Annotated in this window: 26 protein-coding genes; 14 read left to right on the top strand and 12 right to left on the bottom strand. The window is 57.2% G+C overall.

Annotated features, from left to right (window positions below):
- Positions 1–591, top strand: coding sequence for an SIS domain-containing protein (locus ACE1BR_RS08685; protein ID WP_181269569.1), 591 nt, complete (start codon positions 1–3; stop codon positions 589–591).
- Positions 592–595: 4 nt separating this feature from the next.
- Positions 596–1,174: a division/outer membrane stress-associated lipid-binding lipoprotein gene (dolP, locus tag ACE1BR_RS08680; protein ID WP_374869383.1), complete on the top strand. Its 579-nt coding sequence runs from the start codon at positions 596–598 to the stop codon at positions 1,172–1,174.
- A 42-nt stretch (positions 1,175–1,216) separates the two neighbouring features.
- Here dolP and ACE1BR_RS08675 read toward each other — a convergent pair whose 3' ends face one another.
- The 8 genes from ACE1BR_RS08675 to zapE all read right to left on the bottom strand — a co-directional run bounded on the left by ACE1BR_RS08675 (position 1,217) and on the right by zapE (position 7,390).
- Positions 1,217–1,642, bottom strand: coding sequence for a ClpXP protease specificity-enhancing factor (locus ACE1BR_RS08675; RefSeq protein ID WP_005336278.1), 426 nt, complete (start codon positions 1,640–1,642; stop codon positions 1,217–1,219).
- The gene (gene sspA / locus ACE1BR_RS08670) at positions 1,639–2,268 is read right to left on the bottom strand and encodes a stringent starvation protein SspA (RefSeq protein WP_042012397.1); all 630 of its coding nucleotides are present in this window, start codon (positions 2,266–2,268) and stop codon (positions 1,639–1,641) included. The genes ACE1BR_RS08675 and sspA overlap by 4 nt, the downstream gene beginning before the upstream one ends.
- 87 nt (positions 2,269–2,355) lie before the next feature.
- Positions 2,356–3,090, bottom strand: coding sequence for a cytochrome c1 (locus tag ACE1BR_RS08665; protein WP_374869381.1), 735 nt, complete (start codon positions 3,088–3,090; stop codon positions 2,356–2,358).
- Positions 3,087–4,304, bottom strand: a complete 1,218-nt coding sequence (locus ACE1BR_RS08660; protein ID WP_374869379.1) for a cytochrome bc complex cytochrome b subunit — start codon at positions 4,302–4,304, stop codon at positions 3,087–3,089. Before ACE1BR_RS08660 ends, ACE1BR_RS08665 begins: the two co-directional genes overlap by 4 nt.
- 2 nt (positions 4,305–4,306) lie before the next feature.
- The gene (gene petA, locus ACE1BR_RS08655) at positions 4,307–4,897 is read right to left on the bottom strand and encodes a ubiquinol-cytochrome c reductase iron-sulfur subunit (protein WP_374869377.1); all 591 of its coding nucleotides are present in this window, start codon (positions 4,895–4,897) and stop codon (positions 4,307–4,309) included.
- Between the two features lie 295 nt (positions 4,898–5,192).
- On the bottom strand, positions 5,193–5,585 hold the full coding sequence (gene rpsI, locus ACE1BR_RS08650) for a 30S ribosomal protein S9 (protein WP_005336286.1): 393 nt from the start codon (positions 5,583–5,585) through the stop codon (positions 5,193–5,195).
- A 15-nt stretch (positions 5,586–5,600) separates the two neighbouring features.
- On the bottom strand, positions 5,601–6,029 hold the full coding sequence (rplM, locus tag ACE1BR_RS08645) for a 50S ribosomal protein L13 (RefSeq protein WP_005336289.1): 429 nt from the start codon (positions 6,027–6,029) through the stop codon (positions 5,601–5,603).
- Between the two features lie 266 nt (positions 6,030–6,295).
- Positions 6,296–7,390: a cell division protein ZapE gene (gene zapE, locus ACE1BR_RS08640; protein ID WP_374869375.1), complete on the bottom strand. Its 1,095-nt coding sequence runs from the start codon at positions 7,388–7,390 to the stop codon at positions 6,296–6,298.
- 140 nt (positions 7,391–7,530) lie between these two features.
- Between zapE and ACE1BR_RS08635 the strand changes: the two genes are divergently transcribed.
- From ACE1BR_RS08635 to ACE1BR_RS08580, 12 genes are all read left to right on the top strand, one after another.
- Positions 7,531–7,911, top strand: coding sequence for a YhcB family protein (locus tag ACE1BR_RS08635; protein WP_374869373.1), 381 nt, complete (start codon positions 7,531–7,533; stop codon positions 7,909–7,911).
- A gap of 81 nt (positions 7,912–7,992) precedes the next feature.
- Complete coding sequence (locus ACE1BR_RS08630; protein ID WP_374869371.1) at positions 7,993–9,354, top strand: Do family serine endopeptidase; 1,362 nt, start codon at positions 7,993–7,995, stop codon at positions 9,352–9,354.
- A 109-nt stretch (positions 9,355–9,463) separates the two neighbouring features.
- Entirely contained in the window at positions 9,464–10,591 is a 1,128-nt protein-coding gene (degS, locus tag ACE1BR_RS08625) for an outer membrane-stress sensor serine endopeptidase DegS (protein WP_374869369.1), read from the top strand.
- 313 nt (positions 10,592–10,904) lie between these two features.
- Positions 10,905–11,264, top strand: coding sequence for a transcriptional regulator (locus ACE1BR_RS08620; protein WP_374869367.1), 360 nt, complete (start codon positions 10,905–10,907; stop codon positions 11,262–11,264).
- Positions 11,265–11,281: 17 nt separating this feature from the next.
- Entirely contained in the window at positions 11,282–11,647 is a 366-nt protein-coding gene (locus tag ACE1BR_RS08615) for a glycine-rich SFCGS family protein (RefSeq protein WP_374869365.1), read from the top strand.
- Entirely contained in the window at positions 11,647–11,943 is a 297-nt protein-coding gene (locus tag ACE1BR_RS08610; RefSeq protein ID WP_374869363.1) for a DUF4312 family protein, read from the top strand. The genes ACE1BR_RS08615 and ACE1BR_RS08610 overlap by 1 nt, the downstream gene beginning before the upstream one ends.
- A 39-nt stretch (positions 11,944–11,982) precedes the next feature.
- Entirely contained in the window at positions 11,983–12,759 is a 777-nt protein-coding gene (locus tag ACE1BR_RS08605; RefSeq protein WP_111806437.1) for a DUF4311 domain-containing protein, read from the top strand.
- Positions 12,760–12,770: 11 nt separating this feature from the next.
- The gene (locus ACE1BR_RS08600) at positions 12,771–13,421 is read left to right on the top strand and encodes a DUF4310 family protein (RefSeq protein WP_111806435.1); all 651 of its coding nucleotides are present in this window, start codon (positions 12,771–12,773) and stop codon (positions 13,419–13,421) included.
- A 42-nt stretch (positions 13,422–13,463) separates the two neighbouring features.
- Positions 13,464–14,603 carry an amidohydrolase/deacetylase family metallohydrolase gene (locus ACE1BR_RS08595; protein ID WP_374869360.1) on the top strand — a complete coding sequence of 380 codons (1,140 nt, stop codon included), beginning with the start codon at positions 13,464–13,466 and terminating at the stop codon, positions 14,601–14,603.
- On the top strand, positions 14,587–15,702 hold the full coding sequence (locus ACE1BR_RS08590; RefSeq protein ID WP_374869358.1) for a DgaE family pyridoxal phosphate-dependent ammonia lyase: 1,116 nt from the start codon (positions 14,587–14,589) through the stop codon (positions 15,700–15,702). Before ACE1BR_RS08595 ends, ACE1BR_RS08590 begins: the two co-directional genes overlap by 17 nt.
- Entirely contained in the window at positions 15,702–16,442 is a 741-nt protein-coding gene (locus ACE1BR_RS08585) for a KDGP aldolase family protein (protein ID WP_374869356.1), read from the top strand. Before ACE1BR_RS08590 ends, ACE1BR_RS08585 begins: the two co-directional genes overlap by 1 nt.
- 106 nt (positions 16,443–16,548) lie before the next feature.
- Positions 16,549–18,453: a BglG family transcription antiterminator gene (locus tag ACE1BR_RS08580; RefSeq protein WP_374869354.1), complete on the top strand. Its 1,905-nt coding sequence runs from the start codon at positions 16,549–16,551 to the stop codon at positions 18,451–18,453.
- A gap of 17 nt (positions 18,454–18,470) precedes the next feature.
- On the opposite strand, the gene npr is transcribed toward ACE1BR_RS08580, so the two are convergent.
- Genes npr through hpf form a run of 4 tightly spaced genes read right to left on the bottom strand, consistent with a single transcriptional unit; the run spans position 18,471 to position 20,414 of the window.
- On the bottom strand, positions 18,471–18,743 hold the full coding sequence (gene npr, locus ACE1BR_RS08575) for a PTS phosphocarrier protein NPr (protein ID WP_005336318.1): 273 nt from the start codon (positions 18,741–18,743) through the stop codon (positions 18,471–18,473).
- Between the two features lie 20 nt (positions 18,744–18,763).
- Positions 18,764–19,630: an RNase adapter RapZ gene (rapZ, locus tag ACE1BR_RS08570; RefSeq protein WP_374869352.1), complete on the bottom strand. Its 867-nt coding sequence runs from the start codon at positions 19,628–19,630 to the stop codon at positions 18,764–18,766.
- Between the two features lie 47 nt (positions 19,631–19,677).
- Complete coding sequence (gene ptsN / locus ACE1BR_RS08565) at positions 19,678–20,124, bottom strand: PTS IIA-like nitrogen regulatory protein PtsN (protein ID WP_042061522.1); 447 nt, start codon at positions 20,122–20,124, stop codon at positions 19,678–19,680.
- Positions 20,125–20,126: 2 nt separating this feature from the next.
- On the bottom strand, positions 20,127–20,414 hold the full coding sequence (hpf, locus tag ACE1BR_RS08560; RefSeq protein ID WP_033138199.1) for a ribosome hibernation promoting factor: 288 nt from the start codon (positions 20,412–20,414) through the stop codon (positions 20,127–20,129).
- Position 20,415: the final 1 nt, after the last annotated feature.

The raw sequence follows: 20,415 nt of genomic DNA, 5'->3' as shown, positions 1-20,415 counted from the left end.
ATGACAGACCGCATCAAAGAGAACTACACCGAAAGCATCCAGACCAAGATCGCCGCTGCCGAGGCGCTGCCGGATGCCATCCATACTGCAGCCCAGATGATCACCATCTGCCTGCTTAATGGCCACAAGGTGCTGGCATGCGGCAATGGTCCTTCCGCAGCATTGGCCCAGCTTTTCATCTCGGAATTGGTCAACTGCTACGAAACCGAGCGCCCTTCCCTGCCCGGTATGGCGCTGACCCCTGACATGGCAACTATCAGCGCCATCGCCACCGACCACGGTTTCGAAGAGGTATACGCCAAGCAGATCCGTGCACTGGGCCAACCGGGTGACATTCTGGTTGTCATTACCACCTCTGGCCACAGCCGCAGCCTGATCAAGGCTGCCGAGGCAGCCCTCTCCCGCGATATGACCATAGTGGTGCTGAGCGGCGGCGACGGTGGCGAGATGGCGGGTCTGCTGGGACCGAACGATGTGGAGATCCGCGTGCCATCAGCTCGTCGGCCTCGCATTCTGGAAGTGAACCTGTTGACCCTGCACTGCCTGTGTGATCTCATCGACCAGACACTTTTCCCGCAACAGGAAGATTGAAACCATGAAAAAACAAACCCTCCTGCTCGGTCTGCTGGCTAGTGCCCTGCTGCTGCAAGGCTGCGCAGCCGTGGTAGTTGGTGGTGCAGCCGGTACCGCCAAGGCATCTGGCGACCGCCGCACTCTGGGCGCGCAATGGGATGACCAGACCATCGAACTGAAAGCGGCCAATCTGTTAGCTGACAACAAGCCACTGAGCGCCGCCAGCAAGATCAGCGTCTACAGCAATAACGGCCGCGTCCTGCTGGTCGGCCAGACGCCTTCTGACGTTTACAAACTGGAGGCGGGCAAAATTGTCGGTCGCATCGATGGCGTTCGTCACGTCTATAACGAGTTGCGCCTCGGCCAGCCAGCCAGTCTCACCACCCGCAGCAATGACTCCTGGATCACCTCCAAGGTGAAAGCCGACATGTTCGGCACCAAGAACTTCGACAGCACCAAGGTCAAGGTAGTCACCGAGAATGGCGAAGTATTCCTGATTGGTCTGGTGACTCGCCAGGAAGGAGAACAAGCGGTCGAGATTGCCCGCCACGTGAATGGTGTGAAGCGCGTTATCAAGGCCTTCGAGTTCGCCCAGAACTAAGCCAACCCGGCATAAAAAAACGCAGCCAATCGGCTGCGTTTTTTATTTGATCACTTTCAGGGTTGGACGACCACTGGGACGCGGTGGTTCCGGCTCGGGTTCCACCGGCGCTTCAGCCTGTTCCAGCCAGATATCGTAACCCGGCTCGGGCGGGAACATGGTACCCACGCCGTTCTCCCTGGCATGGATAGCCAGCACGGCCGCCATCGGGATGTAAACCTGCTGAGAGACACCGCCAAAGCGAGCGCTGAAACTGATGGCCTCATTATCCATGTGAAATTGCATCACGGCACGAGGCGCGATGTTCAACACAATCTGACCATCCTGGGCAAACTGCATCGGCACCATCACATGGGGAATGTTGACGTTGACCACCAGATGGGGGGTCAGATCGTTGTCCAGCAGCCAGTCAAAGAACGCCCGTAACAGGTACGGGCGGCTCGGGGTCATTGTCGGTTCCATACTCATACGCCAGAACGGATCTCCCGCTCGGCTTCGGTCAGAGAGGCCTGGAAGGACTCACGCTCGAACAGACGAACCATATAGGCTTTCAGCTCTTTGGCACCACGACCGGTCAGGTCGATGCCAAGGCTCGGCAAACGCCACAGCAGCGGGGCCATGTAGCAATCCACCAAACCGAACTCTTCACTCATGAAGTAGGGCATTTCACCGAAGATCGGGGCGATTGCGAGCAGGTTGTCACGCAGTTCGTTGCGTGCAGCTTCGGCATCAGTGCCAGCCATGATCTTGTCGGCCAGGGAGTACCAGTCCAACTCGATGCGGTGCATCATCAGACGGCTGTTACCACGGGCAACCGGATAAACCGGCATCAAGGGCGGGTGCGGGAAGCGCTCGTCCAGATACTCCATGATGATGCGTGAGGTATAGAGTGCCAGCTCACGATCCACCAAGGTCGGTACAGAGTTGTACGGGTTCAGCTCGGCCAGCTCATCTGGCAGATTGGCAGGGTCAACCTGGCAGATATCCACGCTAACACCCTTCTCCGCCAGGACAATACGCACCTGATGGCTGAACATATCGTTGGCACCGGAAAACAGCGTCATTACCGAACGCTTATTGGCAGCTACAGCCATTGAACCCTCCCGTCATAAAAAAGCAGAAACGGCAATGAAGCATCTTGATCTTCATTGCCGTGCATTATATTACTCGGATCTGGTCGCTTAGTGAACGTCGAGCCAGAATTCCTTCTTCAACAGCACAGTGAAGATGAAGAAGATTACGATGAAGCCAAGTACCCAGAAGCCCATGCGTTCACGCTCCTGTTGTACTGGCTCAGCCGAGTAGACCAAGAAGTTTACCAGATCCAGCACCGTCTGATCATACTCTTCGTTATTCATTTCACCATTGCCGTCAGATTTGATGCTGACAACCTGCTGGGTTTCCACCCCGTCGACCGTGTGAGTGGCGAACTCGGCACGCGGCGTTCCCTGCAACGGCTCCAGCACATGGGGCATGCCCACAGACGGGAACACTACGTTATTCACCCCAAACGGACGGGTTGGATCCACATAAAACGAACGCAGATAGGTATATATCCAATCCGCCCCACGTACCCGGGCAACCAGCGTCAAATCGGGAGGGGGAGCCCCAAACCACTTGGCGGCATCCTTGTCATGCACCGCATTTTCCATCAAATCACCAATCTTGGCGCCATTGACGATCAAATTGGCAGACATCAGATCTGCCGGGATCCCCAGATCCTCGGCAACCCGGTTATAACGCTGGTATTGGGTGCTGTGGCAACCAAAGCAGTAGTTCATGAAGGTGGTTGCACCACGCTGCAAGGATGCCTTGTCGTTCAGGTCATAGTTGGCCTTGTCCAGATGCACGGCTCCGGTATTGGCAAACACCAGTGACGGCAGCAGGGTCAGCACTGCAAATATTATTCTTTTCATTTAAATGTCACCCTCTCCGGCAGCGGCTTGGTGCTTTCATTCTTGCTATAGAAGAACAGCAGGACGAAGAACCCGAAATAACCCAGGGTACAAATTTGGGCAATCAGCGTCAGCGTCGGCGTCGACGGCAGCACCCCGAGGATCCCCAGAATCACGAAGCAAACCACAAACTGGGCAATGTTCAGCTTGTGCAGCTTGCTGCGATAGCGCACCGAGCGCACCTTGCAGCGATCCAGCCAGGGCAACAGGAACAGCACCACGATGGAGAGACCCATCATGATGACACCGAGCAGCTTGTCCGGCACCGCCCGCAAAATGGCGTAGAAGGGGGTGAAGTACCACACTGGCGCAATGTGTGCCGGGGTTTTCAGCCCGTTGGCCACTTCAAAGTTCGGCTTCTCGAGGAAGTAACCCCACATATCCGGCTTGAAGAAGATGATCGCGCAGAAGAAGAACAGGAAGCCCGCCACCCCGATCATATCCTTGACGGTGAAGTAAGGGTGGAATGCCACCGCATCCAGCGGCCAACCTTTCTCATCCTTGTGCTTCTTGATGTCGATACCGTCCGGGTTATTGGAACCCACTTCATGTAGCGCCAAGATGTGCATGGCAACCAGCATGACCAGCACCAGCGGCAACGCAATGACGTGCAGCGCGAAGAAGCGGTTCAGGGTTGCGCCGGAGATGACGTAGTCACCGCGGATCCACAGGGTCAGATCGTCGCCGATGACCGGAATGGCGCCAAACAGCGAGATAATGACCTGCGCTCCCCAGAATGACATCTGACCCCAGGGCAGCAAGTAGCCCATAAAGGCTTCCGCCATCAGCACCAGGAAGATCAGCATGCCGAAGATCCACAGCAGCTCACGCGGCTTCTGATAAGAGCCATAGATCATGCCGCGGAACATGTGCATGTAGACCACGATGAAGAAGGCAGACGCGCCGGTGGAATGCATGTAACGCAGCAGCCAGCCGTACTCCACATCCCGCATGATGTACTCCACAGAGGCAAAGGCACCTTCTGCGGAGGGGTTGTAGTTCATGGTCAGCCAGATGCCGGTAATGATCTGGTTAACCAGCACCAACATGGCCAAAGAGCCGAAAAAGTACCAGAAGTTCAGGTTCTTCGGTGCCGGATACTTGGCCATGTGGTCGTTGTACATGGCCGTGAGCGGGAATCGGTAGTCGATCCAGCCCATCAGTTTACTCAACATGGTCAGGCCTCCTTGCCATCGGCACCGACCCTGATGGTGGTGTCGTTAAGATATTGGTACGGCGGAATGACCAGGTTCAAAGGTGCTGGCACCCCCTGAAACACTCGACCTGCCATGTCGAACTTTGAGCCATGGCACGGACAGAAGAAACCGGATGTAACCCCTTGTACCTGCTCGCCAAAGCTGTCCGGCAAATAGGAGGGCGAGCACCCGAGATGGGTGCAAATACCAACAGCGACAAAAATCTCGGGTTTGATAGATCTGTAGCCGTTGTGAGCATAATCGGGTTGTTGTGGTTCTTCAGATGAGGGATCCCGCAGCTTGTCATCATGTGCCGCCAAGGCATCAAGTGTCTGCTGGGTACGCTTAACGACCCAGACGGGTTTACCTCGCCACTCGACACGGATGAGCTGACCCGGTTCCAACTTGCTGATATCGACCTCGACCGGAGCACCAGCCGCTTTGGCTTTGGCGCTCGGATTCCATGACTTTATAAACGGCACTGCGGTAAACGCAGCTCCTACCCCACCAACGGCAACCGTTGACCAGGTAAGAAATCTGCGGCGACCGGTATCAACTGGCGCATTGCTCATCCAAAAACTCCCCCATGTGGACTCCGCACATTCTTATAGTGTCCCTGTTCCCCATTTTTCCCGTGACAACAGCGGCGGAAGCTGGATTTACAATTGCCACAGAAAACAGGGGAAATTTTAAAGAAAAGATAACAACTTGACAAGAAAGAGAGGCGAGCAATGAAAACAATAAAGATACAATTTTTTGTCTTTTGTGACGCGTGGTTAGCATTGATATCGGTAATGTTACCAATAAAAAAAGCCTGGCAGTTGCCAGGCTTTTTTGACACTCGAAAGAGTGAGTACCAAAAGCGAATTAACGCTTGGAGTACTGCGGACGCTTACGAGCTTTGTGCAGACCAACTTTCTTACGCTCAACCTTACGGGCATCACGAGTAACAAAGCCAGCTTTACGCAGTTCGGAACGCAGGGTTTCGTCGTACTGCATCAGAGCACGAGTGATACCGTGGCGGATCGCACCAGCTTGACCGGAGATGCCACCACCGTTAACGGTGATGTACAGGTCCAGTTTCTCGGTCATCTCAACCAGTTCCAGCGGCTGACGAACTACCATACGGGCAGTCGGACGGCCGAAGTACTGCTCCAGAGAGCGCTGGTTGATTACGATTTTACCGCTACCCGCTTTGATAAATACGCGAGCAGTGGAGCTTTTGCGACGGCCGGTACCGTAGTATTGATTTTCTGCCATGTTGCCAGTTCCCGATTAGATATCCAGTACTTGAGGTTGCTGAGCAGCATGAGCATGCTCGGCGCCTGCGTAAACTTTCAGTTTACGGAACATGGCACGGCCCAGAGGACCCTTCGGCAGCATACCTTTTACAGCAGCTTCGATTACCATTTCCGGTTTACGCTGAATCAGCTTGTCGAAGCTGATTGACTTGATACCACCCGGGAAACCGGAGTGAGCGTGGTACATTTTGTCGGTAAATTTCTTACCGGTTACGTGTACCTTCTCAGCGTTTACAACGATGATGTAATCACCGGTGTCAACGTGCGGAGTGTACTCAGCTTTGTGCTTACCACGCAGACGAGCAGCGATCTCGGTTGCGATACGACCCAGAGTTTTACCTTCTGCGTCCACAATGTACCAGTCACGTTTTACGGTTTCTGGCTTGGCAACGAAAGTTTTCATTAAGTTAAACCCAATTACCTGTTACAGACCCAATTGCTTATGGGGGCTCTCCCACAAACAACAAACGATGGCCTACCTGTACCCCTTCGAATACAAGTAAAGCTTAAAGTGTTGCTGTCTTATCGACAGCTGTAACGTGGGCCGGGCGATTATAAGTGAAGTTGCCTTAAATATCACCTGCTAATTTCACTGCCATGAAACCAGCAAATGTCGCCCGACCCTACCTGCCGCAGATGCCCATCCGACTGGCAGGCGCGGTATTGTGACTAAGGAAGGTGCACTCTGGCAAGGTATTCGTGCGATTGCATTTCCTGAAGCCGCGAAAGACAGCGTTTGAATTCGAAATTCAGCAGCCCTTCGCCGTAGAGTTCTGTCATGGGAACCGCCGCCGACATGATGAGCTTGACGTGCCGTTCGTAGAACTCATCGACCATGGCAATGAAGCGGCGAGCCGCGTCATCAGTGCCTCTGCCCATTGGCTGAACATTGGCCAACAACACGGTGTGGAACAGCCGTGCCAGCTCGATATAGTCGTTCTGGGAACGGGGAGTACAACAAAGTTGCTCGAATTCCATATAGAGCACCCCTTCCCCCATCCCCAGCGACATCAGCTGACGATGATTGACCTCAAACTCTCCCCCATAAGTCGCATGTCCGCCGGTTAATTGCTGAAAATAGCGGTCGAGATTGGCTTTTGCCTGCAAATCCAGCGGACAGTGATAAATCTCGGCTTGTTCCAGCGTACGCAGGCGATAGTCGATACCACCGTCCACGTTAAGTACCTCGCAATGGCGCTCGATAAGCTCGATAGCTGGCAGAAAACGGGCTCGCTGCAGCCCGTTACGATAAAGATCGTGCGGCGGAATATTTGACGTGGCGACCAGCACGACACCGTGGCCAAACAACTCCTGAAAAAGCGTACCCAGCAGCATGGCATCGGTGATATCGGAGACAAAAAATTCGTCGAAACAGATGATATCCGTCTCGCCTGCAAGCTTGGCGGCCACCAGCTTGAGCGGATCAGCCTGGCCACTCAACCCCTGCAGTTCATCGTGAATGCGATGCATGAAACGGTGGAAATGGCTGCGCATCTTGCGATCCCCCGGCAAGCTGTCGAAAAAAGTATCCATCAGCCAGGTCTTGCCTCTGCCCACTCCGCCCCACATATAGATACCCTGGACAGGTGCCGTTGGCTTGGTTTTTTGCAGCCAGCCGAACAGCCCGCGGGATCTGGTCGGAGTCGGACGCCGCAACAAATCCTGATACAGTCGCTCCAGCCTGCTGATCGCCATCCCCTGCGCGGGGTCGGCCACAAAGCCGGGGCGCAGCAGATCCTGCTGGTATTTTTGCTGCGGTGTCATCCTTGAACGCCTCTCCAACTCCCTGAATAGAGGACAAAATGGTATCACGGCCTCAGGGTGCACGGTATAGTGCCATCAAGCTATGGCGGCTCATCCAGCCGTATAAACACACACTGTTTTCGCTGTAACAAGGAGCATCTATGAGTCTGTTAACTGGGATCCTGCTGGCTGTCGCAGCCCTGATCGTCGGTATCATCATCGGCCGTTTCTCGGTACGTAGCCGTGATGCTGGCCGTCTGGAACAGGAGTTGAACAAGGCCCACAAAGAGCTCGAAAACTATCAGGGCCAGATCAATACCCACTTTGCCGACAGCGCGGCGCTGATGGAACAACTGGCCGAGCAGTATCAGACCCTCTACCGCCACATGGCCGAGCAGAGTAAATTTCTGGCAAAGGCACAGGAACCGCTGTTCCGCGAACCATCGGCAGAAGAAACACCAGCCAATGAAGCGGAAGAGCCGGGTGTTCCACCCCGTGACTATGCTGGCGCCTCTTCCGGGCTGCTCAAGCAACCAAACTAGTTCCTCGCGGAACTAATTGGCTCGTCCCGTGGTCTGACCTTGACGATTGCAATGCAACTTTTTCTGGGAGCTGTTTTTCATATGCGTAAACCTCTTTCCATGCTCAGTGTGCTAGCCCTCAGTGTCGGTATCGCCATGTCTGCGGCCCCTGCTCAGGCTGCACTGCCTTCCCTGTTAGGCTCAAATCAGGAGATGCCAAGCCTGGCGCCCGTTCTCGAACAGGTCACGCCAGCTGTGGTCAATATTTCAGTCTCTGGCAAAAAAATCACCCGCCAGCGTCTGCCGGAACAGTTCAAGTTCTTCTTCGGCCCCAACATGCCCGACGAACAGGTGAGCGAGCAGCCGTTCCAGGCGCTCGGCTCCGGCGTCATCGTCGATGCCAAAAAGGGTTACGTGATCACCAACGCCCATGTGGTTCACGAGGCGGACGAGATCAAGGTCAACCTGAAAGATGGTCGTGAATATGCGGCCAAGAAGATCGGGGAAGACAAGCAGTCCGACATCGCCCTGCTGCAAATCAAGGCGGAGGATCTAGTACAGATCAAGTTCGCCGACTCTGACGAACTACGGGTTGGTGACTATGCGCTGGCCATCGGCAACCCGTTTGGTCTGGGTCAGACCGTGACCTCCGGTATCGTCAGCGCACTGGGGCGCAGCGGCCTCAACATCGAAAACCTGGAGAACTTCATCCAGACCGATGCGGCCATCAACTCCGGCAACTCCGGCGGTGCTCTGCTCAACCTGCGTGGCGAGCTGATCGGCATCAACACCGCGATTCTGGGCCCGAACGGCGGCAACATCGGCATCGGCTTTGCCATCCCCTCCAACATGGTGCGGGATCTGACCGAACAGATCGTCAAATACGGTGAAGTACGCCGCGGCCAGCTGGGTATTACCGGCACCGAGCTCACCTCCGACATCGCCAAGACCTTCGGCTACAACAAGAAGGATGGTGCCTTCGTCAATCAGGTCATGCCTGATTCTGCGGCCGACAAGGCAGGCATCAAAGCGGGCGATATCATCGTCAGCATCGATGGCAAACCAGTTCGATCTTTCGGCGAACTGCGCGCCAAGATCGCCACCATGGGCGCCGGCAAGCAGGTCGAGCTGGGACTGATCCGCGATGGCAAGTCACAAACTGCCAAGGTGACGCTGAAGCAGGCCGATGACAGTGAAGTGCGCGCCAGTGCGCTGCACCCGGCACTGGAAGGGGCCAAGCTGAGCACCACCACCGACCCGGTCTCCGGCGTTGCGGTGGCAGACATTGATCCCCGCTCTCCGGCAGCCGCTTCCGGCCTGCAGAAGGGTGACATCATCATCGGGGTCAACCGCCTGCGCATCAACACTCTGGGTGAGCTGACCAAAGCGCTCAAGAGCAAGCCGGAAGTGCTGGCGCTCAACATCCAGCGCGGCGACTCTTCGCTCTATCTGGTGATCCGCTAACACTCTGGTTGCTCGCCAACCCCCCCGTCACCCGCGGCACTCGCCGCGGGTGATTTTTGTCCATCGATAGTGTTATTCTCTGCGCGCTGCCTGTACGGATGAGAATGACATGAAAATCCCCCCTTTAGTCAGTTACTTGGGCAAGTCTGTCGGTTTCGGATTAACCGTCGCGGCGCTGCTGTTGCTGCTGTTTCCCAATTTTCGCGGAGGTGCCCAGCTACCCGGCATTATCACCAATGCCCGTGAGCTGAGTTTCTCTTATGCCGCCCATCGGGCAGGCCCTGCCGTCGTCAATATCTACACCCGCAGCTTTGCCCCCAATCAGGGCAATCGTGGTCAGTTGCAGCCGCAAGGGCTCGGCTCTGGCGTCATCATGAACCAACGCGGTTATGTACTGACCAACTATCACGTCATTGCCGATGCCGATCAGATCATCGTCGCCTTGCAAGATGGCCGCGTCTTCAGCGCCGAACTGGTCGGTACCGATCAGCTTACCGACCTCGCCGTGCTCTATATCGAATCAGACAACCTGCCGGTGATCCCGCAAGATCCGGAACGGCTGCCAGAAGTGGGGGATGTGGTACTCGCCATCGGTAACCCCTATAACGTCGGCCAGACCATCACTCAGGGCATCATCAGCGCCACCGGCCGTACCGGGCTATCCAGCATGGGACCCGATGGCAATGGCCGTCAGGATCTGCTGCAAACCGATGCCGCCATCAACGAGGGCAACTCGGGCGGTGCGCTGGTCAACGGCCGTGGCGATCTGGTGGGGATCAACACCGCCACCTATCACCTCAACGGCAATCAGGAGAGCTATGGCATCAGCTTTGCCATCCCCTATCGCCTGGCAAAACGGATCATGGATGAGTTGATCGCCAACGGCCGGGTGATCCGCGGCTACCTCGGGGTCTCCAGCGTCGAGATCAATCCCATCGTCGCGCGGATGATGAACCTGGGCGACCTGCGCGGCCTGGTGGTTGAGAGTCTGGATCCCAACGGTCCGGCGGCCAAAGGCGGCCTGCAGCGGGGGGATGTGCTGCTCAAGATCAACGGAGAGGCCATCAGTGGCGTGCGCAGCGCCATGGACAAAATTGTTGAGAGCCGCCCCGGCACCAAGCTCACCATCTCGGTCTTCCGCTCCGGCAAGCCGCTGGAAGTGGTGGTCACCATAGAAGAAGACCTGCGCTATCAGAAGCGGATGGCCAGCAGCTCGAGCGCCGCGTCAGCCAGCTAGCGCGACCTCTGTTTTTGCAAGGGCGGGAAACCGCCCTTTTCCACATCTGTCAACTCGACAACACCTGTGACCGTGAGATGACTCACAGTTTCCAGCAACACTTGCTCTGCCTTCTCCCCTCGATTAGTGCGCTACCGGTCACACAAAACCAGCGCCAATAAGCACTCTTTTTGCCTTTCTCTCACCGAAAAGCTCACTTTGGGGCCATCTCCTCAAGAATTTCCGCTTCGAATCGGAAAAAAGCTGCCTCCTCTGCATCGTCACATGGGCTTAGGGTAAGCCCATACCTTCTGCCAGCCTTGGAGAGCAGACATTGCAAACAGAGACTCACGACCAGACCCTGACCCCGAACAGCCCGGAGTTGCTGCGCCAGACCGACCATATCCTCGGGCGCATCCATCCCCTGCTGGCCGAACAGGGCATCATCCCCAACGAGGTGCAGCTACAGATGCTGGCCTCCCACGTCAAAGCCATGGTGTGGCGTTCCTGCAGTGGCGACCCCCTGCCAGAGGTGGATCTCAGCCTGTTTGATGAGATCTCCCCGCTCTCGCTCCAACTGGCCGAACAGGTAGTCAGCTGGCTGGATCGGCTTGCTTATGAAGAGGCCCACCTCTTGTCCGTCCATTTTGAAGTGGCCAAAGAAAACGAACTCAGCTCAGTGCAGCCCCAGTAACTAAAGGAGAAATCGATATGACAGCTATCAAACTCGTGATCGGAGACCGTCTCGGCAAGGGCCAGAAAGTCGGGGCTGGTGCAGAAAACGCTGGCGCCACAGTGACCGTCATTCCCGGCATGGCCGCCGATATGAAACTCGGTGACGTAATGAACAAGGAGCAGGCGGATCTCGGCATCTCCTTCTGCGGCAGTGGCGGCGCTGGCGCCATCACCGCCCAGACCAAGTACGGCTATAAGTGCCGCTACGGCATGCGTTCTGTTGAGGAGGGCGTCGCCGCCATCAACGAAGGGTGCGTCGTGCTGGGCTTTGGTTTCATGGACAAGGAAGAGCTGGGCCAGAAACTGGTTGAAGCCTTCGCCAAGAAACACGGACGCGCCTGATGAAAGAGAACTTCACCACCCAGGTCATCGTCAATGGCAAGGGGGCGACCCGCCAACAGGCATTTGCCGCCGCCCTCAGCCAGGTACAGCCCACTCTGCTCAAGGATAATCCGCTGGTGATGCTGCGGATCGAGCCGCTCGAGGTGCAAGTACTCAAGGCAGAAGAGTTGGTCCGGGTGGAGAAGTTCCTGTTCTTCTTCCTGCCGCGCCAGCGTCACGAATACCGCGTCCAGCTGGAGATCAAAGTTCAGGTCACCAGTCTGGATGCCGCCAAGGTGGCGTTCACCCGGGTGTGACGCCTGCGCAGGCACAACCCCACAAGAAGGATACGTTGAATGTTTCTAATCATATTGTTCAAGTCTCTCATCATTGGCGGCCTGGTGGGCGTCGGGGTGGGGGCCGGCGCGGCGCGGATGTTCCACGCCCCGACCGTACAGGGCATGGGCGCTTTCCGCACCCTGGGTGAGCTCAACTCTTGTGAAGGGGATCCAGCCTCCCACTTCTCGTTCGGCCTTGGCTTCTTCTTCAATGCCTGGGCCTCGACCGTGGCGGCAGGTGCCTTCACCCAGGACGTAGATCACCGCATCATTCCGCACTGGGCCACGGCGGCCTTGCTGGTCAAAAACCGGGATCTCGCCAGCACACTCCATGACCCGAAAAAGATGGCCATTGCCAGCGGCATCATCGGCGCCATCGTGGTCGCCTTCCTCAACAGCACGGCAGCAGCAGTTCCCGCCGCCTTGCAAGTCACCGCGGTCAAGGTGCTGGTGCCAGCGGCCAACCTGCTGGTCAACACCGTCATGCCGGTGATTTTCTGGCTCGCCGCCATCGAAGCGGGCAAAAAATCCGGTTTCTGGGCCACCATTTTCGGCGGTCTGGCGCAGCTCATTATGGGCAACGCAGTCCCCGGTCTGGTACTCGGCATACTCATCGGCAAGGGCGTAGAAGATAGCGGCTGGAACCATGTTACCAAGGTGATGATGGCGGCCATCGTATTGCTGTTCGTACTGAGCGGCTTCTTCCGCGGCTTCGATATGAAACTGATTGAATCCTTCCATATGGGTGTCCCCCTGTGGCTGGACAGCGTCCATAACCTGCTGAGCGGCAAATAAGGGATCACACCATGGATGAGAAACTGAAAAACAACTTCTGGTATGCCGACTGGTCATTCCCCATCTTTGTCGGTCTGCTCTCTGCCGGGGTCTTTGCCGGTACCCACATGTTCTATCTGTACGGGGTCGGCGCCTTCAACGAGGTGGCTTTCGTCGCCATGCTGAAAGCCGGAATGGACACCGGTGCTTACGGGGCGGTAGCCGCCTTCGGCGCCAGTTTCCTGTTTGCTCGGATCATCGAGGGATCTCTGGTGGGGATCCTGGATATCGGCGGCGCCATCCAGACCGGAGTTGGTCTCGGCGTGCCCGCCCTGTTGCTGGGGGCCGGTATTGTCTATCCGGTGGAGAACTTTGGCGCCTCACTGGCCACCGGTATGGTCATCGGTCTCGCTATTGGTGGCATCATCATTCTGGCGCGCAAGTTCACCATCAACCAGAGCAACTCCACCTACGGCGCCGACGTCATGATGGGGGCTGGCAACAGCTCTGGCCGCTTCCTCGGCCCCCTGATCATCCTCTCCGCGATGGGCGCCTCGATTCCCATCGGTATCGGTTCCCTGCTGGGTGCGCTGCTGTTCTACGTGTGGGGCAAGCCCATTACCGGCGGCGCCATTCTGGGAGCCATGCTGCTTGGCACCCTCTTCCCGGTTGCCCTTGTGTAAGCATCAGCCGCCCTGCGGGGCGGCTCTCTAGAGGTCATCGCCATGTATGACATGATTATCAGAGCGGGGCGCCAGGGAAATGGTCAGCTCATCGATATCGCCATCAAGGAGGGCAAGCTGGCAGCCATTGGCCAGCTGCCAACCGATGAGGTAGCCAAACAGATTCTCGATCTCGCTGGCCGTATTTATGTGAGCGCCGGCTGGATCGACGGCCACACCCACTGCTATCCCGCCTCCCCCATCTATCACGATGAGCCGGACAAGGTGGGCGTAGAGTCCGGCGTCACCACCGTCATCGACGCCGGCAGCACCGGAGCCGACGATGTAGATGACTTCCAGCATATCGCTGCGGGCTGCAAGACCCGGGTGCATGCCCTGCTCAACATCTCCCGTATCGGTCTGCTACGCCAGAACGAGCTGGCGGATAGCCGGGACCTCGATATGGATCTCGCCTCGGCAGCCATTCGCCGCCACCCCGACTTTATCGTCGGCATCAAGGCACGGATGAGCGGTAGCGTAGTCGGAGAAAACGGTCTGCAACCGCTGCGCATGGCCAAGGCGCTGCAACAGGCTCACGGCCAGCTGCCGCTGATGGTGCACGTAGGCAACACGCCGCCGGATCTGGACGAGATCGTCGCTCTGCTGGGGAATGGCGATCTGCTGACCCACTGCTTCAACGGCAAGCCCAACCGCATCCTGACCCCAGCTGGCGAACTGCGTCAGGCGGTGCACGACGCCATGCAGCGGGGCATGCGGCTCGACATTGGCCACGGCGGCGCCAGCTTCAGCTTTGACGTGGCTGAGCTGGCTATTGCTCAGGGGATCCTGCCCCATACCATCAGCTCCGATATCTACTGCAAAAACCGTATCAAGGGCCCCGTCTACAGCCTGGCCCACGTGATGTCGAAGTTTCTCGCCATCGGCATGACGCTGGAGCAGGTGCTTGCCTGTGTCACCTGCCACGCGGCCGATGCACTGCATTTGACTGGCAAGGGGCGACTCGAAGTGGGCGCCGATGCCGATCTGACCCTGTTCGAGGTCGCCAGCGGCCCGACCCTGTTTATGGACACTGAAACCCAGTCCCGCAGCGGTGACCAACAACTGCAACCCCTCGCCGCACTGGTGAGTGGGGAACTGGTTCTGACTCACAATGGGAAATCACACCATGCCTTCTGTTTATGAGAAATATCAGCTCAAACCGGTGATCAACGCCTCCGGGCGCATGACCATTCTCGGTGTCTCCACCCCCGAGCAGGAGGTGGTCGATGCGGTCAACTTCGGGCTCGGCCACTACTTCGAGGTAAAGGATCTGGTCAACAAGACCGGCGCCTATCTGGCTGACTTGCTGGGTGTTGAAGATGCGGTGGTGGTCTCCTGCGCCAGCGCGGGCATCGCCCAATCGGTGGCAGCCGTGATCGTACGCGGCGACCCCCACCGCCTCGAGCAACTGCATGCCCACCCTCATGACGTGCCAAGCGAAATCGTGCTGCCCAAGGGGCACAACGTCAACTTCGGCGCCCCGGTCGGTACCATGGTCAATCTGGGTGGCGGCAAGGTAGTGGAAGCCGGCTACGCCAACGAGTGCTCTGCCGCCCAGCTGGCAGCGGCCATCAATGCCAACACCGCCGCCATCCTCTACATCAAATCCCACCACTGCGTACAGAAGAGCATTCTGTCGGTGGCCGAGGCCGCCGAGGTAGCCAAGGCTCACCAGTTGCCGCTGATCGTTGATGCGGCAGCCGAAGAGGATCTGCGCCTCTATTACAACCAGGGGGCAGATCTGGTTATCTACAGCGGCGCCAAAGCTATCGAAGGGCCCACCAGCGGGTTGGTGCTTGGCAAACGCCAGTATGTGGAGTGGGTGAAGCAGCAAGCCAACGGCATCGGCCGCGCCATGAAAGTGGGTAAGGAGGGGATCCTTGGTCTGACCCACGCCATCGAGCGCTACCTGGCCAAGGAGAAAGAGAGCGGCACAGCCATGGTCGCCAAGATGGCTCCCTTCATCGAGCGCCTCAACCTGCTGCCCGGCGTCACCGCCAAAGTGGTATGGGACAGCGCGGGGCGTGACATTGCCCGCACCGATATCGCCTTTGACCACCAGCAGATCGGTATGACCACGGTGCAGGTCGTCACCCGCCTGCAGCAGGGTACGCCTGCCATCTACTGCCGTGGCTACAAGGCCAACGAGGGGCACATCGAGATCGACGTGCGCAGCGTCACCGTGCCCCAACTCGACCAGATCCATTGCGCCATTGCCCACCTCGTTCAGGAGAATCGCTGATGTCCCTTACCCCCAACTACTACCGTGATCGTGTCTGCCTCAACGTGCTGGCGGGTTCCAAAGAAAATGCGGTTGCAATCTACGAAGCAGCCGAAGGCCACGTGTTGGTCGGTGTGCTCTCCAAAAACTATCCGGACATCCCCTCTGCAGTCGCGGACATGAAGGAGTACGCCAAGCTTATCGACAATGCGCTCTCCATCGGGCTGGGGGCGGGGGATCCACGCCAGTCAGCCATGGTGGCCGAGCTGGCCTGCCAGCTGCAGCCCCAGCACGTCAACCAGGTGTTCACCGGCGTCGGTGCCAGCCGGGCACTGCTCGGCCAGTCACAAACGCTGGTCAACGGCCTTATTTCCCCTACCGGCACGCCGGGGATGGTGAAGATCTCTACCGGCCCCCTCAGCGCCCAGCAGCCGGACGGTATTGTCCCTATCGATACCGCCATCGCCCTGCTCAAGGATATGGGCGGCAGCTCGGTCAAATTCTTCCCCATGGGCGGGTTGGCCTGCCGCGACGAGTATCAAGCAGTGGCCGAAGCCTGTGCCCGCCATGGCTTCTGGCTGGAACCGACCGGAGGCATCGATCTGGATAACTTCGGGGAAATAGTGCTGATCGCGCTGGAAGCCGGAGTCGAAAAGGTGATCCCGCATGTCTACAGCTCCATCATCGACAGTGCGAACGGGCAAACTCGCCCCGAGGATGTCCGCACCCTGCTGGCCACGGTAAAACAGCTACTGGCGTAATTGCAGCCACAGGCACCGGTTCAATCACTGACCGGTGCCTGGCCTAGTGATGGCAGGCTTGTTACCATCGATCCTTTCTCGTGCGACAGGAGATCCCTCCCCCTTCATGATCAAGCTGCCCCACCCCAGACTTCACCAATTGCTGACCCAGCTCCATGCCGAACCGTTACCGCAGGAGGAGCTGGCACGCCGCCTCAATGTTTCCACCCGCACAGTGCGCACCGATGTGGCGACCCTCAACGAACTGATTGCCACACACGGCGCCCACCTGATCCACCAGCGTGGCAGCGGCTATCAGCTGAAGATCTACAATCAGGGACTGTTCGATGAGTTACTGGCTGCTCAGGAGCAGGAGAGCACGCTACCGCGCACCAGTCGCGAGCGGGTATTGCATCTGCAGATCCTGCTGCTGACGGCGGAACAGGGGATCAAGCTAGATGACCTGGCTGATACCTGGTATCTGAGCAGAACGGCACTACAGGGGGATATGACGGAGGTACGTGAACAGCTGGCCCATTTCGGGCTGCTAGTCGAGAGCAAGCCCCGACTAGGGATGCGAATACAGGGGAGCGAAACAGCGATCCGGGCCTGCCTGACTCAGCTGCTCAGTCAGGAATTACTACACAACCACCCACTGCAGAGCCTGCTACCGACTCTCTGCCCCAGTAAAACGCTAGAGATAGTGGGCAATCACATTCATGGCCAGCTGAACCACCATCACCTGCGTCTGACCGACGAGAGCCAGCAACAACTCGCCATCTACTGCGCCGTCGCCCTGTTGCGTCAGGCGGCTGGCCACGAGCTGCGCCAGTTTGTCAGCGAAGATCTCACCGCCCCTCTGCTGGCGGTCGCTCGCGACATCTATGGCGAACTGCCGACTCTGACCCCGCCGGGCGAAGAGGAGATCGCCTGCCTCGGCATCCAAATCCAGGCACGCCTGATTGCCGAAACGCCTCAGCTTAGCCCGGCCATGGCGGCCGAGAGCGAACAGCTGGTCGAGCATCTGCTGGCGTACATTCACCAGCACTATCCCTATGACCTGCGGAATGACCGGCAACTTCGGGCCGATCTGCAGACTCATATCAGCGCCATGCTGCTACGGGTCAAATATCAGATCGGCAACCACAATCCATTGGCCGACCACATCAAGCAATACTATCCCCTCGCCTACGACATCACGCTAGCCGCCATCTCGGAGTGGATAAAGCAGACCCCCTACCGGCTGACCCACCACGAGATAGGCTATCTGGTGATCCATATCGGGGTCGGGCTGGAGCGCCACTACGATATTGGCTACACCAGACGCCCCCAGGCGCTACTGTTATGCGATGCAGGCAATGCCACCTTCCGGGTGCTGGAGGCGCGCATCAAACGGGAGTATCCCCAGCTGCAACTAACCACGCTCGAGTCGGTGCGAGATTACGAGGGACTAGCGGAGATCGAGCAGGACTTTGTCATCAGTACCGTCAAGGTGAACGAAAAAAACGCCCCCGTGGTACTCGTTGCCCCCTTCCCGACCCAGTACCAGCTGGAACAGCTCGGCAAACTGGTGCTGATCGACCGCACTCGCCCCTACATGCTCGACAAATATTTCGATGCCGACCACTTCATGGTTGTCAAAGAACCGTTCACTCAAGCAGAACTGTTTGCTCGTATTTGCGATCAACTGGAGAGGGAAGAGCTGGTGGAGAGCGGCTTCAGAGCCTCACTGCAGGAGCGGGAGCGGATCGTCTCTACCATGCTGGGAGAAGGCATTGCCCTGCCCCACTCCCTCGGTCTACTGGCACGCCGCACCCTGGTTTACACCGTGTTGGCACCACAGGGAATCGAATGGGGGAATGGTGAGATTGCCACGCTGATCTTCGTGTTGGCCATCAGCAAGGCCGACTACGAGGAGGCGATGGGCCTCTATGACCTGTTTCTGGCATTCATGAACGAAAAAGCCAGCAAAAATCTGCTGGCTTGTCACGATTTTGCCAGCTTCAAAACGCTGGCCAGGACGGGCTCATAAAACCGAGCGGGGAGTGACTACTCCTCGTTAAAGCCGGAGGTAAACAACTCCACCACAGCGGCCAGGGCCTCGACCTCTTCGGGGCCCTCCACCTGTACTTCCACCTGCCGTCCCTGCGCAGAATCGAGCATCAACAGGCCGATGATGCTGTCCGCATCGGCCTCTACTCCATCTTCATTGCGCAGCAGGACATGAGCATCGAAACCCTGTACCAGCTCGAACAGCATCATGGCCGGTCTGGCATGAATGCCCAGCTTGTTTTTCACTTCAACCGAGGCAGAAACAGTCATCGAGTCGTCCTATTTGCCCATCAGGATTGGGGTGCACTCTTGTCGAGGGTGCGATGGCGGATCTGCACGTTCTTGCCGAGCAGGCGGAAAGCGCTGGCCAACCGTTCAGCGATAAAGACCGAGCGGTGCTGACCACCGGTGCAACCAATACCGACCGTGAGGTAGCTGCGATTATTGCGCTCCAGATGGGGCAACCAGGTCGCCAACATGCTCTCAATCTGCTGGGTAAACAGCATCACGTCGGCCTGAGCAGAGAGATAGTTGGCAACCGGCTCATCTTTGCCGGTAAAGGGCTTGAGCTCGGGGATCCAGTGCGGATTAGGCAGGAAGCGGGCATCGAACACAAAGTCAGCATCTTTGGGAATGCCGTATTTGAAACCAAACGACTCGAACACCAACACCAGTTCGTTCTCTTTCTTGCCGAGCACCCGGGTTTTGATGAGCTCGCTCAGGTCGTGAATGCTGAGGGTGGTGGTGTCAATACGCAGGTCGGCAGTCGAGGAGATGGGTGCCAACAGGTGGGTCTCTTCCCGGATCGCCTCATCCAGCGACAATTTGTTGCGCGACAGGGGATGCAAGCGGCGGCTCTCACCATAACGCTTGAGCAAGGTGCCGTTATCCGCATCGAAGAAGAAGCTGGTGAATTCGACCCGCCCTTCGTTACGCACCTGCGCCAGCAGGTTCTCCAGTTTTTCCGGATCGCTCGGCAGGTTGCGTACGTCGATACTGACTGCCAGCTTGTCGTACTGGCTCTCGACCGAAACGATCAGCTGGGGCAGCAGGTTGACCGGCAGATTGTCTACACAGTAGTAGCCCAGATCCTCAAGTACTCGCAGGGCTACCGTTTTACCGGAGCCCGAACGTCCACTCACCACGATTAACTGCATCTTGTTCCCTCACGCCAAAGCAGGTGTGTCATCGAACGGCCTGAACGTCAGGCCGAAGTCATGATCTGATAGAGTTCTTCATCGCTGGTTGCCTGACGCAACTGGCGGCAGACCGCCTTGTCACCCAGCTTGGAAGCCATCAGGGAAAGGGTCTTGAGATGCTGTTTGCACTCACTTTCCGGCACCAGCAAGGCAAACAGCAGGTCAACCGGTTGATTGTCGATAGCATCAAAAGGGATAGGGTCAGCAAAGGTCATCAGGATGGCGGTGGGAGGGAATTCATCGTCAATGCGACCGTGGGGGATCGCAATACCGGCACCGATCCCGGTACTACCCATTTTTTCGCGGGCCAGCAAACATTCAAACAGCGCCTGACGGGAAGTGCCAAGGCGTTCTGCGGCCAGCTCGCTGATGATTTCGAGGGCCCGTTTCTTGCTGGTACAAGGGACTGCACTCTTGGTGCAGTCCCGACTCAGTATGTGTTCAAGTTGCATAGTTATTTTTTATTTAACTTATCTTTGTGCTTGATGATCTGCCTGTCCAGCTTGTCGAGCAAGATGTCTATCGCAGCATACATATCGGCATGCTCGGAATTGGCGAATACCTCACCCCCGCTGACATGCAATTTGGCTTCCGCTATCTGGTTCAGTTTTTCCACGCTAAGCACCACATGCACGTTGTTGATGTGGTCAAAGTGACGCTCGAGTTTGGCAAATTTATTATTCACATAATCACGCAGAGCTTCGGTAATCTCGACATGGTGTCCGGTCAGGTTAATTTGCATA

It is taken from the genome of Aeromonas sp. MdU4, from assembly GCF_041929505.1.
Lineage (GTDB): Bacteria > Pseudomonadota > Gammaproteobacteria > Enterobacterales > Aeromonadaceae > Aeromonas.
The sequence above is the reverse complement of the archived record's forward strand: the minus strand, read 5'-3'. Positions and strand labels throughout refer to the sequence as shown.

Excerpts from the sequence above, each read along its gene's own strand:
- ACE1BR_RS08660 (WP_374869379.1), bottom strand. The coding sequence starts at position 4,304 with ATGTTGAGTAAACTGATGGGCTGGATCGACTACCGATTCCCGCTCACG.
- ACE1BR_RS08630 (WP_374869371.1), top strand. The coding sequence starts at position 7,993 with ATGCGTAAACCTCTTTCCATGCTCAGTGTGCTAGCCCTCAGTGTCGGT.
- petA (WP_374869377.1), bottom strand. The coding sequence starts at position 4,897 with ATGAGCAATGCGCCAGTTGATACCGGTCGCCGCAGATTTCTTACCTGG.
- dolP (WP_374869383.1), top strand. The coding sequence starts at position 596 with ATGAAAAAACAAACCCTCCTGCTCGGTCTGCTGGCTAGTGCCCTGCTG.
- ACE1BR_RS08590 (WP_374869358.1), top strand. The coding sequence starts at position 14,587 with ATGCCTTCTGTTTATGAGAAATATCAGCTCAAACCGGTGATCAACGCC.
- ACE1BR_RS08605 (WP_111806437.1), top strand. The coding sequence starts at position 11,983 with ATGTTTCTAATCATATTGTTCAAGTCTCTCATCATTGGCGGCCTGGTG.
- ACE1BR_RS08615 (WP_374869365.1), top strand. The coding sequence starts at position 11,282 with ATGACAGCTATCAAACTCGTGATCGGAGACCGTCTCGGCAAGGGCCAG.
- ptsN (WP_042061522.1), bottom strand. The coding sequence starts at position 20,124 with ATGCAACTTGAACACATACTGAGTCGGGACTGCACCAAGAGTGCAGTC.
- ACE1BR_RS08585 (WP_374869356.1), top strand. The coding sequence starts at position 15,702 with ATGTCCCTTACCCCCAACTACTACCGTGATCGTGTCTGCCTCAACGTG.
- sspA (WP_042012397.1), bottom strand. The coding sequence starts at position 2,268 with ATGGCTGTAGCTGCCAATAAGCGTTCGGTAATGACGCTGTTTTCCGGT.
- hpf (WP_033138199.1), bottom strand. The coding sequence starts at position 20,414 with ATGCAAATTAACCTGACCGGACACCATGTCGAGATTACCGAAGCTCTG.
- rapZ (WP_374869352.1), bottom strand. The coding sequence starts at position 19,630 with ATGCAGTTAATCGTGGTGAGTGGACGTTCGGGCTCCGGTAAAACGGTA.
- degS (WP_374869369.1), top strand. The coding sequence starts at position 9,464 with ATGAAAATCCCCCCTTTAGTCAGTTACTTGGGCAAGTCTGTCGGTTTC.
- rpsI (WP_005336286.1), bottom strand. The coding sequence starts at position 5,585 with ATGGCAGAAAATCAATACTACGGTACCGGCCGTCGCAAAAGCTCCACT.
- ACE1BR_RS08685 (WP_181269569.1), top strand. The coding sequence starts at position 1 with ATGACAGACCGCATCAAAGAGAACTACACCGAAAGCATCCAGACCAAG.
- zapE (WP_374869375.1), bottom strand. The coding sequence starts at position 7,390 with ATGACACCGCAGCAAAAATACCAGCAGGATCTGCTGCGCCCCGGCTTT.
- ACE1BR_RS08600 (WP_111806435.1), top strand. The coding sequence starts at position 12,771 with ATGGATGAGAAACTGAAAAACAACTTCTGGTATGCCGACTGGTCATTC.
- ACE1BR_RS08595 (WP_374869360.1), top strand. The coding sequence starts at position 13,464 with ATGTATGACATGATTATCAGAGCGGGGCGCCAGGGAAATGGTCAGCTC.
- rplM (WP_005336289.1), bottom strand. The coding sequence starts at position 6,029 with ATGAAAACTTTCGTTGCCAAGCCAGAAACCGTAAAACGTGACTGGTAC.
- ACE1BR_RS08675 (WP_005336278.1), bottom strand. The coding sequence starts at position 1,642 with ATGAGTATGGAACCGACAATGACCCCGAGCCGCCCGTACCTGTTACGG.
- npr (WP_005336318.1), bottom strand. The coding sequence starts at position 18,743 with ATGACTGTTTCTGCCTCGGTTGAAGTGAAAAACAAGCTGGGCATTCAT.
- ACE1BR_RS08610 (WP_374869363.1), top strand. The coding sequence starts at position 11,647 with ATGAAAGAGAACTTCACCACCCAGGTCATCGTCAATGGCAAGGGGGCG.
- ACE1BR_RS08580 (WP_374869354.1), top strand. The coding sequence starts at position 16,549 with ATGATCAAGCTGCCCCACCCCAGACTTCACCAATTGCTGACCCAGCTC.
- ACE1BR_RS08665 (WP_374869381.1), bottom strand. The coding sequence starts at position 3,090 with ATGAAAAGAATAATATTTGCAGTGCTGACCCTGCTGCCGTCACTGGTG.
- ACE1BR_RS08635 (WP_374869373.1), top strand. The coding sequence starts at position 7,531 with ATGAGTCTGTTAACTGGGATCCTGCTGGCTGTCGCAGCCCTGATCGTC.